This is a genomic window from Nakamurella sp. GG22 (genome assembly GCF_052976845.2).
Window position 1 is genome coordinate 67,312 of the sequence record NZ_JBRIIO020000004.1, and the last position, 18,083, is coordinate 85,394.

Annotated in this window: 16 protein-coding genes; 8 read left to right on the top strand and 8 right to left on the bottom strand. The window is 68.9% G+C overall.

All coding sequences use genetic code 11. The features are described from left to right. Positions 1-125: 125 nt before the first annotated feature. Both ACVBEQ_RS06230 and ACVBEQ_RS06235 read right to left on the bottom strand, forming a co-directional pair. Positions 126-863 (bottom strand): alpha/beta fold hydrolase, encoded by a 738-nt coding sequence (locus ACVBEQ_RS06230; protein WP_447155296.1) that lies wholly within the window; start codon positions 861-863, stop codon positions 126-128. Between the two features lie 32 nt (positions 864-895). Beyond that, a complete protein-coding gene (locus ACVBEQ_RS06235) occupies positions 896-1,828 on the bottom strand; it encodes a ribokinase (RefSeq protein ID WP_447155297.1) in 933 nt (310 codons plus the stop codon). Between the two features lie 93 nt (positions 1,829-1,921). Here ACVBEQ_RS06235 and ACVBEQ_RS06240 point away from each other — a divergent pair, with 93 nt between their 5' ends. Next, positions 1,922-3,589 (top strand): fatty acyl-AMP ligase, encoded by a 1,668-nt coding sequence (locus tag ACVBEQ_RS06240; protein ID WP_447155298.1) that lies wholly within the window; start codon positions 1,922-1,924, stop codon positions 3,587-3,589. Between the two features lie 48 nt (positions 3,590-3,637). On the opposite strand, the gene ACVBEQ_RS06245 is transcribed toward ACVBEQ_RS06240, so the two are convergent. Next, positions 3,638-4,189, bottom strand: a complete 552-nt coding sequence (locus ACVBEQ_RS06245) for a TetR/AcrR family transcriptional regulator (RefSeq protein WP_447155299.1) — start codon at positions 4,187-4,189, stop codon at positions 3,638-3,640. Positions 4,190-4,268: 79 nt separating this feature from the next. Here ACVBEQ_RS06245 and ACVBEQ_RS06250 point away from each other — a divergent pair, with 79 nt between their 5' ends. Beyond that, positions 4,269-5,174, top strand: coding sequence for an alpha/beta fold hydrolase (locus ACVBEQ_RS06250; protein WP_447155300.1), 906 nt, complete (start codon positions 4,269-4,271; stop codon positions 5,172-5,174). A 40-nt stretch (positions 5,175-5,214) separates the two neighbouring features. Here the strand turns inward: ACVBEQ_RS06250 and pth are convergent, their stop codons facing one another. The 5 genes from pth to ACVBEQ_RS06275 all read right to left on the bottom strand — a co-directional run bounded on the left by pth (position 5,215) and on the right by ACVBEQ_RS06275 (position 10,221). Then, positions 5,215-5,790 (bottom strand): aminoacyl-tRNA hydrolase, encoded by a 576-nt coding sequence (gene pth / locus ACVBEQ_RS06255; protein WP_447155301.1) that lies wholly within the window; start codon positions 5,788-5,790, stop codon positions 5,215-5,217. A 2-nt stretch (positions 5,791-5,792) separates the two neighbouring features. Continuing rightward, the gene (locus ACVBEQ_RS06260; protein ID WP_447155302.1) at positions 5,793-6,416 is read right to left on the bottom strand and encodes a 50S ribosomal protein L25/general stress protein Ctc; all 624 of its coding nucleotides are present in this window, start codon (positions 6,414-6,416) and stop codon (positions 5,793-5,795) included. Positions 6,417-6,619: 203 nt separating this feature from the next. After that, complete coding sequence (locus ACVBEQ_RS06265) at positions 6,620-7,804, bottom strand: CaiB/BaiF CoA transferase family protein (RefSeq protein WP_447155303.1); 1,185 nt, start codon at positions 7,802-7,804, stop codon at positions 6,620-6,622. A gap of 16 nt (positions 7,805-7,820) precedes the next feature. After that, on the bottom strand, positions 7,821-9,266 hold the full coding sequence (locus tag ACVBEQ_RS06270; protein ID WP_447155327.1) for an aldehyde dehydrogenase family protein: 1,446 nt from the start codon (positions 9,264-9,266) through the stop codon (positions 7,821-7,823). Between the two features lie 217 nt (positions 9,267-9,483). Then, positions 9,484-10,221 (bottom strand): GntR family transcriptional regulator, encoded by a 738-nt coding sequence (locus ACVBEQ_RS06275; RefSeq protein ID WP_447155304.1) that lies wholly within the window; start codon positions 10,219-10,221, stop codon positions 9,484-9,486. Between the two features lie 308 nt (positions 10,222-10,529). Between ACVBEQ_RS06275 and iolC the strand changes: the two genes are divergently transcribed. The 6 genes from iolC (at position 10,530) to ACVBEQ_RS06305 (ending at position 18,039) form a co-directional block, all read left to right on the top strand. After that, positions 10,530-11,456, top strand: a complete 927-nt coding sequence (gene iolC / locus ACVBEQ_RS06280; protein WP_447155305.1) for a 5-dehydro-2-deoxygluconokinase — start codon at positions 10,530-10,532, stop codon at positions 11,454-11,456. Beyond that, on the top strand, positions 11,449-12,387 hold the full coding sequence (locus tag ACVBEQ_RS06285) for a Cgl0159 family (beta/alpha)8-fold protein (RefSeq protein WP_447155306.1): 939 nt from the start codon (positions 11,449-11,451) through the stop codon (positions 12,385-12,387). The genes iolC and ACVBEQ_RS06285 overlap by 8 nt, the downstream gene beginning before the upstream one ends. Before the next feature lie 5 nt (positions 12,388-12,392). Further along, a complete protein-coding gene (iolB, locus tag ACVBEQ_RS06290) occupies positions 12,393-13,322 on the top strand; it encodes a 5-deoxy-glucuronate isomerase (RefSeq protein ID WP_447155307.1) in 930 nt (309 codons plus the stop codon). Positions 13,323-13,371: 49 nt separating this feature from the next. Then, complete coding sequence (iolD, locus tag ACVBEQ_RS06295) at positions 13,372-15,297, top strand: 3D-(3,5/4)-trihydroxycyclohexane-1,2-dione acylhydrolase (decyclizing) (RefSeq protein ID WP_447155328.1); 1,926 nt, start codon at positions 13,372-13,374, stop codon at positions 15,295-15,297. 39 nt (positions 15,298-15,336) lie between these two features. Next, positions 15,337-16,890, top strand: a complete 1,554-nt coding sequence (locus ACVBEQ_RS06300; protein ID WP_447155308.1) for a CoA-acylating methylmalonate-semialdehyde dehydrogenase — start codon at positions 15,337-15,339, stop codon at positions 16,888-16,890. 234 nt (positions 16,891-17,124) lie between these two features. After that, the gene (locus ACVBEQ_RS06305; RefSeq protein WP_447155309.1) at positions 17,125-18,039 is read left to right on the top strand and encodes a TIM barrel protein; all 915 of its coding nucleotides are present in this window, start codon (positions 17,125-17,127) and stop codon (positions 18,037-18,039) included. Positions 18,040-18,083 lie beyond the last annotated feature (44 nt).

Genomic DNA, 18,083 nt, shown 5'->3' on the forward strand with positions numbered 1-18,083 from the left:
ACGCCTGCTCCTGAGCTGTCTTCAGGAGCATCCCTAGTCTGCCCCAAGAACGCGGTCCATAGCGCACTTGCGGAAAGACGTCCGGTTATGACCGGACTGTCCCGCTGCCGGTGGCCGATGCGGAGTCAGGCGACCAGGAAGGGCAGCACCGTCGCGGCGAATCCGTCCGGATCACTGGCGTGCCCCCGCTTCGATCCGGACAGGTCACTGCGCACGCTCGCCGGGATGGCGGCCGCCAGCAGGTCGAGCATTGCGCGATCGGCGGCCACGGTGGCACCGGTGCCGAGCACCAGGGTGGGCGCAGTGATCCGGGAGAGCGAGTCCCACCACTCCGGGTCGGCCCTGGACAGCTGGTCGAGGACGGCGCGGGCGCGGGAGAAGCCGAGAACGTTCTGCTTGAGCCGGCCGCGGCGCAGGGTGGTGACGGCGCCGCTGATGGCCATTCCGGCCGGCATCCTGCTGCTGACCGGCGGCCCGGAACGTGGTGGCAGCAATGGGTTCTCCAGCACCAGCCGGGAGATCAGTGCGGGTTCGGCGGCGGCCAGGCTGGCGGCGAGGTAGGCGCCGAACCCGCAGCCGACCAGGTCGATCGGTTCGTCCCCGAGCTGCTGCACCACCCGCCGCAGGTGGTCGACGAAGCTGGACAGGTCCGAGCCGCTGACCGGATCGCAATGCCCGGTACCGGGCAGGTCGACGGCCACCAACTGGCGCCCGCGCTCGACCACCCGGCCGGTCAGGCACTCCCAGCTCGCCGCCGACGAACCGAGATCCGGCAGCATCAGGACCGGGTCTCCGGTGCCGTTCGAGTAAATGCGGACGTCCCGGTCGTCGATGACCAGGTCGTAGATTGCACTGAAAGCCATGTGTCCATCGTCTCATTGCCGATGGGTGTCTGTCAGATTTCCGGCTCCGCCCCCGGTGGGCGGATCATGGCCTCGATGTCCGCCCGAATCGGAGCGGATCTTCCCGCCCCGGCCCGGGTCGTTGCCAGCGCACCTGCCGCGCACGCAACGAGGAGCGCACGCTCCGGGTCGGCGCCCTGCGCCCAGGCAACGGCAAGCGCGCCGGTGAAGGCGTCGCCGGCGCCCGTCGTGTCGACGGGTCGCACCCGAGGTGCGGTCGCCGATGCCCGCCGTCCCTGCGGACCCCGGTAGCGCGCTCCGACCGCCCCCAGGGTCGTCACCACATGCGGCACCCGGTCGAGAACCGTTGCGCCGATGAATGTCTCCTCACCCTGGTTGACCACCGCCAGGGTGACGGCAGCGATCACGTCGTCCGGCAGCGACCGGGCGGGGGAGACGTTCAGCAACACCGGGACGCCGCGTTCCGCCGCTGCGCGAGCGCCCGCCGTGACGGTCCCGATCGGCACCTCGAGCTGGGCGATCAGCAGATCGCTCGAGGAGATGACGGCGAGGTCGTCGTCGGAGAGCCCGGTCAGCGCACCGTTCGCTCCCGGGGCGACCACGATGGTGTTCTCCGCGTCGTCGTCCACGGTGATGACCGCGATCCCGGAGCTGCCGTCGACCCGCCGCACAAGCCGGGTGTCCACGCCGTCCGCGCCCAGCGCCGCCAGCAGCTCGTCACCGAATCCGTCCGTCCCGACGGCACCGATCATCGTCACGGCAGCCCCGCTACGGGCGACCGCGATCGCCTGGTTCGCACCCTTTCCGCCCTGCGAGGTGGCGAAGTCCCGGCCGAGGAGGGTCTCGCCGGGACCCGGCAGCCGGGCAGTGCGAACGACGAGGTCCATGTTGAGGCTGCCGAGCACGGCGATCCGGACCGCGCCGGGTGGGCGATCGGGAGGATGTTCTGCTGCGGGCTGCGGCACCGGCGAACGATAGCCGACGCGCCGGGGCCGGCAGGAAGAACAGCCCGGCACCGGTCGCCCGGGCCGGCCGCCGCGTGCCCTACCGTGGCGGGCATGAGCGCGTTCACTGATGCACTGCGCCGAGCAGCCGAGGGCGACGCCGGGATGACGACCGGCGAACCGCACGAACCCGTGCGGACCACCTGGGGCCAGGTGCACGCCGCGGCCTGTGCCGGGGCCAGGGTGCTGGCCGAACGGGGCGTACGACCCGGTGACGCCGTCGCGGTGCTCGCCGCGAAACCCTTCGAGGTGGCACCCGTCGCCCAGGCGGCCTGGCTCGCCGGTGCATCGGTGACGATGCTGCACCAGCCGACCGCGCGGACGAACCTGGCCACCTACGCTGCCGACACGGCGGCGGTGCTGGAGTTGATCGGTGCCCGGGCCATCGTGCTCGGCGACCCGTTCACCGATTTCGTCGACATGGTGCAGGAGTCCGGCGTCCTCGCGCTGACCGTCGACCAGCTGGTCGCGGAGCCGGGCGGGACGGCGCCGGACGTGACGATCGACGAGGACGCCCCGGCCCTGCTGCAGCTGACGTCGGGATCCACCTCCACCCCGAAGGCGGTGGTGATCCGGCACCGGAATCTCTGGGCGAACATCGGCGCGATGTGCGACAGCGCCAACATCCATCCCGGCGAGGTGATGGTCTCGTGGCTGCCGCTCTTCCATGACATGGGCATGGTGGGTTTCCTCACGCTGCCGATGTGCCAGGGGGTCGAGCTGGTCACCGTGACACCGACGGATTTCCTGTCGTCGCCGGTGCTCTGGCCGACGTTGATCAGCAAGTATCGCGGAACCATCACTGCCGCACCGAATTTCGCCTACGCACTGACCGCGAAGGTTCTGGCAAGGGCCGCCAACGAACACCTCGATCTGGACCTGTACTCGATGCGGTTCGCGCTGAACGGGGCAGAGCCGATCGATGTGACCGCGGTACACGCCTTCCTGGACGCCGGCGCCCGGTTCGGTCTGCCGTCGACCGCGGTGGTCTGCGCGTACGGGATGGCCGAGGCGACCCTGGGGGTGTCCTTCCATCCGTGGGGCACACCGTTGAAGGTGGACACCATCCGCGCCGCCGACCTGGAGGGACGGCAGCTCGCGGTACCGGCCGACGGGGCCGGAGGAGAACCAGCGGCTTCGCTCGGTGAGGTGGAGACCCGGACGTTCCCGGTGCTCGGGCCGCCGCTGCGCGGTATCGAGGTCAGCGCGGTCGGCCCGGACGGCAGGCATCTCGATGAGCGTCAGGTCGGGACCCTGCACCTGCGCGGTGATTCGGTGACCGACAATTACCTCACTGTCGACGGTCCGGTGCCGACCAAGGGCCCCGACGGGTGGCTGGACACCGGCGATCTCGGGTACCTGGTCGGCGGCGAGGTGGTGATTTGCGGGCGGGTGAAGGACCTGATCATCATGGGCGGCCGGAACATCTATCCGACCGATGTCGAGCGGATCGCCGAGACCGTCGACGGGGTCCGGGCCGGCAATGCGGTTGCCGTTCGGTGGACGACTTCGGGTGGGCGCGAATCCTTCGCTTTGGCGGTCGAGTCCCGGCAGGCCGCTGACCAGGCGGCCGCCGACCGGATCGCCACGGAAGTGCGCTCGGCCGTGACGTCAGCAATCGGCGTGCGGCCGGCAGTGGTCACCGTGCTGCCGGTCGGTACCATTCCCAAGACACCGTCGGGGAAGCTGAAGCGTTCTGCCGCAGCGGTTCTCATCACCTGACATCGCCCGGCCGGCCGGGAATGACAGTGCGGCCGGTCGCGCTCGTGGTCAACTCTCGTTCAGCAGGCGCCGGGCGGCTCGGTCGGCCACATCGCTGCCCACGGCCAGCCGGAGGAGCACAAGACCATCAAGGGTGGCCAACAGCGCAGCGGCCGCATCCCGCCGCTCGTCATCGGGGAGGTCGAGCCGGTCTTGCACCCAATCCAGCCAGCGGCCGGCCACCCGATGTGCGACGGCCGGGAAGGGTGCCACCCGCGCGGCGGCCTGGCCCATGATCTCCACGTACAGCCGTAGCGCCGGCTCCCCGGCTGGGTCACTGGCGACCGCCCACACCGAGCGCAGCAACACCTCGGGGTCCGAGCGTCCTGGCGGGACGGCTTCGGACAGTGCTGCGACCAGTCCGTCGCCGACGCGGTCCAGGATCGCCCCGAGCAAGCGTTCGCGACTGTTGAAGTAGTACAGCAGCATGCGATCGCTGGTCCCGAGTGCGGCAGCCAATGGGCGCAGCGACATCCCGCCGGCGCCGTGGCGCAGCACGTAGTCGACGGCACCGGTCAGGAATGTTTCGCGCTGCTCGGGTCGGCCCCGCTCGGTCACCACGTGGTTCCCACCCCTTGCCGTGACGTGTAGCAGTCGCTACATTTCGGTGTAGCGACTGCTACACGACGAGGAGAAGCATATGGAGACTCTGCCGGAGTCAAGCGTCCGACGACTCGGCGTGTCGACCGGGATCGGCCAGGTACCGGTGCGACTGGTCGGCGAGGGGCCGCCTGTCCTGTGCGTCCACGGCGCCTTCGTTGACAGCCACATCTTCGACGCGACCGCCCGCCTGCTGGCGGCGCGCGCCACTGTCGTCCTGCCGGACTTACCGCAGGGGGCTCACCGGCACGCCGTTCCCGAGCGGAATCGGCTGCACCCGGGCGGCATCGCCGACGCGCTCGCCGACGTCCTGGAGGCAGCGGATCTGGGGCCGGCCGTTGTCGTCGGCAACGACAACGGCGGGGCGATGAGCCAGCTGTTGGCGGCCGAGTATCCCGACCTGGTGGCCGGCATTGTTCTCGCGGGCTGCGAGGTGCTCGAGCACTTCCCGCCGCCGGCCTTCGCACCCTTCGTGGCTGGAGCGAAATGGCCGCAAACACTGAGCGGCTTCGCGCGTGTGCTCCGCATCCCGGCGGTGCTGGCCGACCCCGGACCGCTGAACATCTTCACCGTCCGCGGCTTCGGCCGCGACTATGTCCGGCGGATCACCACAGGAATCCTCGAGAATCCAGCCGTACGAGCGGATCTCGCCGTGTTCATCAGATCGCTTCGGCCCGAGCTGCTGCTTCGTGCGAGCAGCCGGCTCGGCTATCTGCAGGGTCATGCCGAGATCGTCTGGCCACGGCGCGATCTCTGCTTTTCCGCCGCGGACGGCCGCCGAGTAGCGGCAATGCTCGACACCCGCGTCGTGTGGGCGGACCGGGCAGGCACTTTCGTGCCGGTGGACCGGCCGGACCTCGTGGCGGCGGCCGCACAGCGGGTGCTCGACATCGACCCGACCGGGCGCCCGTCATCGGCCAGCCAGAGCCGCCGGCCGGTGCTCTAGGCCCCTGCCGCCGGAGCCCGGTCGACGATGCGCCGGGGGATCAGCTTGCGTGCAGGGTGTTCTGGGCGGCCTCGAGCCCGACCTCGATGAGCAGCTCGACGGCGTCCGCCGCGTGTTCGATGTCGACACCGAGATTCTTGCGCTCCGCGGCGGAGAAATCACGCAGCACGTAGTCGGCCGGATCCATCCGGCCCGGTGGTCGGCCGATGCCGAACCGCACCCGCAGGTAGTCCTTGGTGCCGAGCGCGGCGGAGATGGACCGCAGGCCGTTGTGACCGCCCTCGCCGCCGCCGGACTTGACCCGGATGGTTCCCGGCGGCAGGTCGAGCTCGTCGTGCACCGCAATGACGCCGGAGGGTTCGATGCCGAAGAACCGCACCAGTCCGGCCGTCGCCCCGCCCGACAGGTTCATGTACGAACGGGGCTTGGCCAGGACGACACGACCGCCGGCCAGCCGGGTCTCGACGATGTCGGCCCCGGCCTTGTGGCTCTTGAAGTTGCTGCTCGACCGCTGGGCGAGCACGTCGACCACCATGGCGCCGACATTGTGCCGGTTCCCGGCGTACTGCTTCCCCGGATTGCCAAGACCGACGACGAGAAACGTCCCGGTCGCCACGATCAGTCTTCGGTCTCGGTCTTCTCGTCGCGCACGACACCGGCGTCGGCCTCGGCGGCCTCGGTCTCGGCCTCGACCTGCTCGGCGGTCGGCGCGGTCTGCACGGCGACGAGCAGCGCCTCAGGATCGGTGATCAGCACCGCACCGGCCGGCAGGGCGACCTCGCCCGCCAGGATCTGGGTGCCGGCCTCGAGGCCTTCGAGATCGACGGTCAGGCTCTCCGGGATGCTCATCGCCTCGACCTCGACGGAGATCGAGTTGGCCTCAGTCAGCACCAGGGTGCCGGAGGCGGCTTCACCGACGAAGTGCAGCTGGATGTCGACGGTGACCTTCTCGCCGCGACGGATCAGCAGCAGGTCGACGTGCTCGACGTAGTCGCGCAGCGGGTGCCGGACGACCGACTTCGGCAGCGCCAGCTCGTCGCCGTCGGGGAACTGCAGGGTCAGCACGGTGTTCGCGCCGCCCTTGAGTGCGTGCGAGAAGTCACGGGCCGGCAGCGACAGGTGGCGCGGCTCGGTGCCGTGCCCGTAGAGCACCGCGGGAATCTTGCCGGCGCGGCGGGTGCGACGGGCACCGCCCTTGCCGAACTCGGTGCGGATCTCGGCGGACAAGCGAACTTCAGACACTGCGGACTCCTCGGACAACGGCCTTCGTCAGGCGCTAGGTGCGTGCGGTAGGTGCATCATCTGACCCGGCTCACGGCACGGGGGCAGAACACCCACCGCGCCGATCACGGCAGACCCGCCGGCCATGGCCGTCCGGATCGCCCTCGCCGAGGCAACCCGTCCATCTTACGCGCCGGGCCGCCACCCGCCCAAACCCAGCGTCTCTAACCCGTGGACCCGGTCCCGTCGGAGTCCAGCCAGCCCAGCACCTCGTCGGTGTGCTGGCCGAGGAGCGGCGGAGCGGCGTGCTCACGGCGCCACTCGTCACCAGCCGGGTCGAAGAACCGCAGCGGCGGACCCGGCAGCTCGATCTCCCCGAGCACCGGGTGCTCGACCCCGATGAGCAAACCCTGGGACCGCGTCTGGTCCCACTCGTAGACCTCCTGCAGGTTCTTCACCTGGCCGCTGGGCACGCCGATCTCGGCCAACTTGGCCAGCAATTCCGGGGTGGAGTAGGCGGTGAAGGCCGACTCGATGGCCGCCCGCACGGCTTCGGAGTTCCGCACCCGTTCCTCGTTGCTGGCGAATCCGGGCGCGTGCACCGAGAGGCCGAAGGCGGGCGCGAAGCGTGCCCACAGTCCCTCCGATCCGACCGAGATCTGCACGACGCCGTCGGAGGAGTGGAAGAGCCCGTACGGGCAGATCGAGGGATGGTGCGGCCCTTCGGCCTTGGGGATTTCGCCGGCGACGGTCCAGCGGGTGCCCTGATATGCGTGCACCCCGACCACGCTGGCGAGCAGCGATGTGCGCACCAGCCCGCCGGTACCGGTGCGGGCGCGCTCGTGCAGCTTCGCGAGCACCCCGTACGCCCCGTACATGCCGGCCAGCAGATCGGAGATCGGGACACCGACCTTGGTCGGTGTCTGCGGATCGGGTCCGGTCATGGACATCAGGCCGGCCTCGCCCTGGGCGATCTGGTCGTAGCCCGCGCGACCGCCCTCCGGGCCGTCGTGCCCGAACCCGGAGATCGAGAGCACGACGAGGCCGGGATTGAGCTCGGTGAGGCGCTCCATCGGGAAACCCAGCCGGTCCAGGACACCCGGCCGGAAGTTCTCCAGCAGCACGTCGGCACGCCGGACGAGTTCGGTCAACGCGTCCTTGCCGTGCTCGCTCTTCAGGTCCAGCACCACCGACTGCTTGTTGCGGTTGCAGGCCAGGAAGTAGGTGGAGATGGTCCCGCCGGGGCCGACGAAAGGCGGCCCCCAGCCCCGGGTGTCGTCGCCCGCGCCGGGGGTCTCGATCTTGATCACCCTGGCGCCGAGATCGGCGAGCATCATCGCGGCGTGCGGGCCGGCCAGTGCTCGGGTGAGGTCGACGACGGTGATGTCGGCCAGCGGTCCACCGGTCACGATTGCTGTCCCCGCTTCAGTTGAGCTTGACGTTGATCTGCTTGATCTGGGTGAACGATTCGAGGGCGCCCTCGATCGAGAACTCCCGGCCGATGCCGCTGGCCTTGTAGCCGCCGTAGGACTGACCGATCACCTGCCCGCCGCCCTGGTTGACCTGGATCCAGCCGGATTCGATCCGGTGCGCGGTGTCCAGGGCGTCGGTCAGGTTGTGCGACCAGATGTAGGCGCCGAGGCCGTAGTGCGAGTCGTTAGCCATCGCGATGACCTCGTCCCGGTCCCGCCACGGAATCGCGACCAGCACCGGCCCGAAGATCTCCTCCTGGGCGATGCGCCAGCCATTGTCCACGCCGGCGAAAATGGTCGGACCGGTGTAAAAGCCATCGAGACCGGAATTGTCGAAAGACGTGCCGTCGAGCGGGACACTGATGCCCGGTTGCGATTTGCCGTCCTCGATATAGCCCAGCACCGACTCGTATTGCTTCTCGTTGATGATGGAGCCCATGTCCGTCGCCTCGTCCAGCGGATCGCCGACCTTGAGCGCCCGCACCTTCTCGACGAGGACCGACAGGAATTCGTCATACACGTCGGCGTGCACGAAAAGACGGGAACCGGCGGTGCAGGACTGGCCCTGCCGGGTGAAACGCATCGCGGTGAGAACACCGTCGGCGGTGGCGTTGATGGTCTCCGGGGTCGCGGCGTCGGCGAAGACGATGTTTGGGCTCTTCCCGCCGAGTTCGAGAGACGAATGAGCCAGACGCTTTCCGGTCACCTCGGCGACATGCCGGCCGATCCCGGTCGACCCGGTGAACGACACCTTGTCGACGTCGGGATGGACCAGCAGCGCCTCCCCGATGTCCGATCCCCGGCCCGTGACGACGTTGAGCACCCCCGGCGGGAGGAATTCTGCAGCAATTTCCGCCATCTTGAGAATGGTGAGCGGGGCCTCCTGGGCCGTCTTCAGGATGAGTGTGTTGCCCGCGGCCAGGGACGCGGGGGTCTTCATTCCCGCGATCATCAACGGTGAATTCCACGGGAGGATTCCGGCGACCACGCCGAGCGGTTCGCGGCGGGTGTATTGGAGCTGGTCATTCCCGGCCGGCAGCACGGTGCCCTTGAACTCACCGGCCACGCCGCCGAAATAACGGAAGAGATTCACCAGGGTCTGCGATTCGGGCCTGGCCTGGGTGCGCAGCGCATTCCCGGTGTCGGCGGCGGTCAGCCGGGCGAGCTCCTCGGCACGTTCCTCGAGTGCGTCGGCGATGCGCAACAGCGCCTTCTGCCGGTCCTTGAAGTGCAGATCGCGCCAGGCAGGGAAGGCCGCGCGGGCGGCTCGCACGGCCCGGTCCGCGTCGGCGGCGCCGCCGACCGGAACCCTGGCCAGCACGGTGCCGCGGTGCCCGGGGGAACGGACCTCGCTCCAGCTGCCGTCCAGCGCCGGGACCCAGTCGCCGCCGATGAGCATCGGCTGGTCGGGAACCGTGGTGGCCGGCCCGTTGTCGGACGTGCGGATGTCGGTGGTGGGCGTCGTTGCCATGGATTCCTCCATCGTGGCGTCCAGCGCTGGGACGCATCGTGGCCCCTCGGGGCTCGGCCGGGTGATGAACAGCGTTGCAGGTGGTGCCGGTCGCACGGGCGGCGGGCGGTCGGGTTATCGGTCGGGTAGGTCCGGGAACGGCTGGTCAGTGATCGACCAGCGTCACCTCGAACGAGTACTGACTGGCGCGGTAACAGTGATGACCCCACTCGACGGGGCGTCCCGAATCGTCGTGCGCTGCCCGGTCCATGGTCAGCACGGGCGTGCCGCGCTTCTCGCCGAGCAGCGAACATTCTTCCGGGGTGCCGGTGCGGGCACCGATGCGCTGCTTGGCGACGCGGATGTTGACGCCCTTGCCGCGCATCAGCTGGTAGAGCCCGCGGCCCGCGAGATCCATTCCGCCGATCTCGATCAGGTCCTCTGGCAGGAAGTTCTCCATGATGGCCAGCGGTTCCCCATGCGCGAACCGCAGCCGTCGCAGGTGCAGCACCCTGCTGCCGGACGGAACCGCCAGCATGACGGCGACTTCGTCCGTCGCCCTGATGGTCTCGTTCGCCAGCACCGTCGTTGTCGGCGTCTGGTGATGGCTGGTGAGATCGTCGAAGAGGCTGGTGAGCTCGACCGGCCGGGTGACCTGGCCGTGCACCACCTGGGTACCGACACCGCGCTTGCGGACCAGCAGGCCCTTGTCGACGAGTTCCTGGATGGCTCGTCGCATGGTGGGACGTGACAGGCCGAATTGCTCGGCCAGGCTGATCTCGTTGTCCAGCCTGTCGCCGGGCGCCAGACCGCCTTCGCTGATGGCGAGTTCGATCTGCTGGGCGACCTGGAAGTACAGCGGCACCGGGCTCGAACGATCCAGGTCGACGAAGAGCTGGGTCATCGCATCCTCCCGCCGCTGGTGAGCTGATGGTAGTACATGTCAGCCCGACATCAACATGACTATATGTCCTATCAAAGTCTTGACAGACCGGCGCTGAGACGCCACGCTCTGAAACGTCACGGCACCGCCGCCGCTCGGAGTCCTTCCAGCCGGCGCCCGTAGACCCGCGTCAGAGGCGGCACGTCCGGTGAGAAGACGGAAGGACCACGATGGTCGAGCAGGAATCGCCCCACCAGGGAGCGCCCCACCAGCAATCAAGTCGAGTTTCGGTCCCGCAGGAACCGGTCGAGCCTTTCGAGGTGCTGACCATGGGTCGGGTCGGCGTGGATCTCTACCCGCTGCAGGACAACGTCGGGCTGGAGGACGTCGACACCTTCAGCAAGTCGGTGGGTGGCAGTGCCGGGAATGTCGCGATCGCCGCGGCCAAGCACGGTCGCCGGGCGGCACTGATCTCCCGCACCGGACCCGACGCGTTCGGCCGTTTCGTCCATCAGGCATTGCGCCGGATGAACGTGGACGACCGCTACATCACCGAGGTGGGCGACCTGCTGACCCCGGTGACCTTCTGCGAGATGTACCCACCGGACCATTTCCCGCTGCTGTTCTACCGCTTGCCGATCGCCCCGGATCTGGTGATCCGGCCGGACGAACTCGATCTCGGCGCGATTGCCGAGGCGGATATCTTCTGGGCCACGGTGACCGGGCTGTCGGCGGAGCCGAGCAGGTCGGCGCACCATGCGGCGTGGCAGGCACGCTCGCGGCGCAGGTACACCGTGCTGGATCTCGACTACCGGCCGATGTTCTGGAGCGACCCGGCCACCGCAACGCGGGAGGTACGCGCGGCGCTGCCGAACGTCACGGTTGCCATCGGCAACAAGGAGGAATGCGAGATCGCCGTGGGTGAAACCGATCCGATGCGCGCCGGCAAGGCGCTGCTGGACGCCGGCGTCGAGCTGGCCATCGTGAAGCAGGGCCCGAAGGGCGTGCTGGGGATGACGCAGGATGCCGTCGTCGAGGTGCCGCCCACCCCGGTCACGGTGATCAACGGGCTGGGCGCCGGCGACAGTTTCGGCGGCGCGGTCTGCCACGGCCTGCTGTCGGGCTGGGACCTGGAGACGGTCCTGCGGTTCGGGAACGCCGCCGGTGCCATCGTCGCCACCCGCCGCGAATGCTCCACCGCGATGCCGACGACCGACGAGGTACAGGCGCTCCTGAAGGAGGTCGAGCATGTCTGATCTTGCGACGGCTGCACCGACCACAAGCCCTGCGGCACCGGTGGTGTCGGGCGCAACCAACCGCGAGCGGTACGCCGCGCTCACCGAGATCCGCGTCCAAGACCCGGAGGCCATCAGGCGCGCCGCCGATGCCCGGACCAAGCGCAGCCTGACCGGCGGCGACGGCCGGCTGATGATCATCGCCGCGGATCACCCGGCGCGCGGCGCCAACGGCGTCGGCGACCGCCCACTCGCGATGGGGAATCGGATCAGCCTCCTCGAGCGGCTCGAGGTGGCGCTGGCCCGACCGGGTGTCGACGGCCTGCTGGCCAGCCCCGACATCCTGGAGGACCTGCTGCTGCTGGGCGCGCTCGAGGGCAAGATCGCGATCGGGTCGATGAACCGCGGCGGCCTGCAGGGCGCGGCGTTCGAGTTCGACGACCGGTTCACCGGCTACGACGCGCAGGCCTGCCTGGACATGGGCCTGAACGGTGGAAAGACGCTGACCCGCATCGCTCTCGACGATCCGGGCACGGCTAGCACGATGGTGGCCACCGCCCAGGCGATCAACGAACTCGCCGAACGCAAGCTGATGGCGATGGTCGAACCGTTCTGGTCGTCCAGGGTCGACGGCAAGGTGCGCAACGACCTGACCGCGGACGCCGTGATCAAGTCGGTCGGCATCTGCAGCGCGCTCGGCAGGACCTCCGCCTACACCTGGATGAAGCTGCCGGTGGTCGAGGAGATGGAGCGCGTCATGGAGTCCACGACACTGCCCACCCTGCTGCTCGGCGGGGACCCGGACACCAGCCCCGAGGAGACTTTCGCCGCCTGGCGGGCTGCTCTGGCGCTGCCGTCCGTGCGCGGCCTGGTGGTCGGCCGGACACTGCTGTACCCGGGTGACGACGACGTGGCCGCAGCGGTCGACACCGCCGCGTCCATGGTGCGGTGACCGGCGTGCCCAGATCGTCTGTCACGCAGCAGGAATCATCGCTGTTCGTGCCCGCGGGATCCTCCGCCGCGGACGGGTTCGCGCTGGTCGTCACCCCCGAGTCGGCCGACTGGGGATACTCCAGCCTGCGTATCGTGGAACTCGCCGCGGGGCAAGCATTCGAGTTCGCCACCGGTCCGGACGAGATGATCGTGCTGCCGCTGTCCGGCGGGGTGGACGTGTCGATCGGTTCCACCACGTACCGGCTGGCCGGCCGGGACAGCGTCTTCTCGGCGGTGACGGACACCGCCTACCTGCCGATCGACTCCCAGGTCCGGCTCGTCAGCCCGGACGGTGCCACGGTCGCACTGCCCGGTGCCCGCGCCGGACGCGGCATGCCGTTCCGCTACCAGCCGGCGTCCGCGGTGGACGTCTCGCTGCGGGGCAGCGGCTCGAGCACCCGGCAGGTGAACAACTTCGGCATGGGCTCCGGCATGGAGTGTGTCGCCCTGCTGGCCTGCGAGGTGCTGACGCCCGCCTCCAACTGGTCGTCCTACCCGCCGCACAAGCACGACGAGGCCAACGGCGGCGAGACCGAACTCGAGGAGATCTACCACTACCGTTTCGCGTCCGCGGCTCCACCCGACCAGACCGCCGCGCGCAGCGCCAGAGCCGTTGGTTACCAGCGCGTCTACGGCACCGCGGCGCGCCCGATCGAGCTGCTGGAGGAGGTGTCGGACGGCGACACCGTGCTCATCCCGCACGGCTGGCACGGGCCCTCGATCGCGTCCCCGTCGCACCATATGTATTACCTCAACGTGATGGCCGGGCCGGGCGACGAGCGGGCCTGGGGGATCAGCGACGACCCGAACCACGGGTGGGTGCGGGAGATGTGGGCCGACCAGCCGACAGATCCGCGACTCCCGTTCTACCGGGCACCGGACGCGACGACATGACCACCGCAGCATTCCCACCCGCACCATCAGATCTTGGAAAAGGAGAGCGCTGGTGACAAGCGCGAGCAACGGGGCGGGCGCCCCGACGGGCCAGTTCGTCCGATTGACCGTCGCCCAGGCGATCGTGAAGTTCCTCGGACAGCAGTACTCCGAGCGGGACGGGGTGAAGCGCAAGTTCTTCGCCGGCTGTTTCGGGATCTTCGGGCACGGCAACATCGCCGGCCTGGGCCAGGCGCTGCTGCAGTCCGAACTGCTGGACCCGGGCGAGCTGCCCTATCACCAGGGCCGCAACGAGCAGGCGATGGTGCACATCGCGGTCGGCTACGCCCGCCAGTCGGACCGGCTCCAGTCCTTCGCCGTCACCGCATCGGTGGGTCCGGGTGCCAGCAACATGCTCACCGGCGCCGCGCTGGCCACCATCAACCGGCTCCCGGTGCTGCTGCTGCCCAGCGACATCTTCGCGACCCGGGTCGCCTCGCCGGTGCTCCAGGAGCTGGAACAGCCCTACGGGTACGACATCTCGGTGAACGACGCGTTCCGGCCGGTGTCCCGGTTCTTCGACCGGGTATGGCGGCCCGAGCAGCTGCCGGCCGCCCTGCTCGGCGCGATGCGGGTGCTGACCGATCCTGCGGAAACCGGTGCAGCGACCATCGCGCTGCCCGAGGACGTACAGGCCGAGGCGTACGACTGGCCGGTGGAGCTGTTCCGCGAACGGGTGTGGCGGATCGCCCGTCCCGTCGCCGAGCCCGAGGTCCTCGACGCGGCGGCGGCGCTGATACGTGGCGCGAGGAGGCCCGTCATCGTCTCCGGCGGCGGGGTCACCTACGCCGAGGCCAATGACGCGTTGCGCACGTTCGTCGAGGCCACCGGGATCCCGATCACCGAGACGCAGGCCGGGAAGGGCTCGCTGCCCTTCGACCACCCGCTGAACCTCGGCGCGATCGGAGCAACCGGCAACCCGGCCGCGAACCTCTTCGCCAGGCAGGCCGATGTGGTGATCGGGATCGGCACCAGGTACTCGGATTTCACCACCGCGTCCCGGACGATCTTCCAGAACCCCGACGTTCGCTTCGTCAACATCAACGTGGCCGCCATCGACGCCGTCAAACACGCCGGGCTGCCGGTGCAGGCCGACGCGAAGCGGACCCTCGAGGCGCTGACCCCGTTGCTGGCCGGCTATTCCACCGCTACGGAATATCAGCAGGATGCCCGGCAACGGGCGAAGGCATGGGACGACGAGGTGGTCGCCTCGTTCCACTCCGGTTACGGCGCGGAGCACGGCGTGCTCGCGCAGGCGGAGGTCCTCGGCGCCGTCGACGAGGCGATGGACGCCCGTGACGTGGTGGTCTGCGCGGCGGGTTCGCTGCCCGGGGATCTGCACGGCATGTGGCGGACCCGCGACCGCAAGGGCTATCACGTCGAATACGGCTACTCCTGCATGGGGTACGAGATCCCGGGCGGCATCGGCATCCGGATGGCGGCACCCGACCGCGACGTGTTCATCACCGTCGGCGACGGGTCCTACCTGATGATGCCCACCGAGCTGGTGACCGCGGTCCAGGAGGGCATCAAGATCATCGTGGTGCTGCTGCAGAACCACGGATACGCCTCGATCGGATCGCTGTCGGAATCGCTCGGCGTGCAACGGTTCGGCACGAAGTACCGCTACCGCAACAGCACCTCGGGCCGGCTGGACGGCGACATCCTGCCGGTCGACCTGGCCGCCAATGCCGCGAGCCTCGGCATCAAGGTTCTCAAGGCCTCGACGCTGGTGGAACTCAAGGACGCCCTGGCCAAGGCCAAGGCATCGGAGACCGCGGTGCTCGTGCACGTCGACACCGACCTGGAGTACCAGTCGCCTGCCGGGGACGGGTGGTGGGACGTCCCCGTCGCCGACGTCTCCGAACTCGAAATCACCCGCGAGGCGAAGCGGACCTACGACGGCTTCAAGGCCGACCAGCGGCCGCTGCTGTGATCCCGGCCCGCTCCCTCGCCCGCATCGGAAGGATCTGACATGACGACCATCACCGACCCCGACGCGCTACCCACCGCGGAGGCTCATCACCCGGCCGGCGCACCGCCGACCGTGTCGCACTGGAAGGCGGGCTCGGCGTTCGCGGGGGACAGCGACCGGTTCTCCGACGTCTTTGATCCGGCCACCGGCCAGGTGACGAAGCGGCTGCGACTGGCATCGCCCGCGGACGCCGACGCCGTCATCGGTGCGGCGGCCGCCGCCTGGCCCGGCTGGCGGGACATGTCCCTCGCCAGGCGCACCCAGGTCCTGTTCCGCTTCCGTGAGCTGCTCAACGAGCGCAAGCACGAGGCCGCCGAGATCATCACCAGCGAGCACGGGAAGGTCCTCTCGGACGCGCTCGGTGAGGTCACCCGTGGCCAGGAGGTGGTCGAGTTCGCCTGCGGCCTGGCGCATCTGCTCAAGGGCAGCCTCACCGAGAACGCCTCCACCAACGTCGACGTGTCCTCGCTGCGGCAACCGCTGGGCGTCGTCGGGGTGATCTCGCCGTTCAACTTCCCGGCCATGGTGCCGATGTGGTTCTTCCCGATCGCCATCGCCGCCGGCAACTGCGTCGTGCTCAAACCGAGCGAGAAGGACCCGTCGACCGCGAACTGGCTGGGTGCGCTGTGGAAGGAGGCCGGCCTGCCCGACGGTGTGTTCAGCGTGCTGCACGGGGACAAGGTGGCCGTCGACGCGCTGCTGGAAGACCCACGGGTGAAGGCGATTTCGTTCGTCGGTTCGACCCCGATCGCCCGGTATGTCTACGAGACCGGAACCCGGAACGGCAAGCGCGTACAGGCGCTCGGCGGCGCCAAGAACCACATGGTGGTGCTGCCGGATGCCGACCTGGACCTCGCGGCCGATGCGGCGGTCAACGCGGGCTTCGGCTCCGCCGGCGAGCGCTGCATGGCGATCTCCGCGCTGGTCGCCGTTGACGTGATCGCCGACGAGCTGATCGGGAAGATCTCCGAGCGGATCGCCACCCTGCGCACCGGTGACGGGCGCCGCGGCTGCGACATGGGCCCGTTGGTCACCGGCGCGCACCGGGACAAGGTGCAGGGCTATGTCGACGCCGGCGTCGAGGCCGGCGCGGAACTGGTCGTGGACGGCCGCGACCCGGCCGTGGACGGTGCCGCCGGCGGGTTCTGGCTCGGTCCAACCCTGTTCGACAAGGTCACGACGGACATGTCGATCTACACCGACGAGATCTTCGGCCCGGTGTTGTCCGTCGTGCGGGTTGATTCGTACGACGAGGCCCTCGAGCTGGTGAACAGCAATCCGTACGGCAACGGCACCGCCATCTTCACCAATGACGGCGGCGCTGCCCGGCGCTACCAGAACGAGGTGGAGGTCGGGATGGTCGGCATCAACGTGCCGGTCCCGGTCCCGGTCGGCTACTACTCGTTCGGCGGCTGGAAGGCATCGCTGTTCGGTGACACCCACGCGCACGGCACCGAAGGCTTCAACTTCTACACCCGCAACAAGGTCATCACGACCCGCTGGCTCGATCCGAGCCACGGCGGTTTGAACCTCGGGTTCCCCCAGAACGTCTAGCGCTGCAATGGGGTGAAAGATGACAAACCCCTCGAAAGCGGTTGTGCAGCACGGACTTCGCTCCGTGCTGCATTGACCTGCCGACCCCGTCGGGTCAGCGCCGGCGATCCGCCGATGCGTCAAGATCACAGGTCGGTTAAGACGTAAGAATGTCAGTACAAAGTCTTGACAACACATGTGGTGCGGGCCACTCTTAGGCGAGCCGGTCCGACCGGTTCTGAACGGAGGAATTGCATGGGCGCCAATGGCGACGCCGGAAATCTGATCATCGGATCAGCACCCGATTCGTGGGGTGTGTGGCACGCCGACGATCCGGTGCAGGTGCACTGGAGCGTCTTCCTGGATGAGGTCGCAGCCGCCGGTTACACCTGGATCGAGCTGGGGCCGTTCGGCTACCTGCCGACGGATCCGGCACAACTCACCGACGAACTCGCGGCACGGAATCTCAAGCTGTCCGCCGGGACGGTTTTCGAGCACCTGCACAAGCCCAACTCGTGGGACAGCGTGTGGAAGCAGGTCTCGGATGTCGCGGGGCTGGCGAAGACCCAGGGCGCCGAGTACGTCGTGGTCATCCCGGAGATGTGGCGGGACGACACCACGGCCGAGGTGCTCGAACCCCGGGATCTGACGCCGGCCCAGTGGGACCAGAAGACCACGGGCATGGACCGACTGGCCAGGGCGATCCTGGACGAGTACGGCATGAAGGTGGTCTACCACCCGCACGCCGACTCGCATGTGGACACCAACGAGCATGTCGGCCGCTTCCTGGAAGGCACCGACCCTGACCTGGTCACCCTGTGCCTGGACACCGGACACATCAGCTACTGCGGCGGCGACAACCTCGCGCTGATCCGCGATTACCCGTCGCGGATCGGGTACGTGCACCTCAAGCAGGTGGATCCCGCGGTGCTGGCCAAGGTGAACGCGGAGGATCTCCCGTTCGGCCCGGCCGTCAAGCTGGGCGCGATGTGCGAGCCGCCGCAGGGCATTCCGGACATGCCGCCGGTGCTCGATGCGCTCGATGCGCTCGGCCGGCCGCTGTTCGCGATCGTCGAGCAGGACCTCTACCCGTGTGCGCCGGATGTTCCGGCGCCGATCGCCACCCGCACGCTGCAGTACCTGAACAGCTGCCGCCTCTCTGTTTCCTGAGTGGCGGCCGCGGTCACATCACCGGAATCGACCTGTCGCGGCCG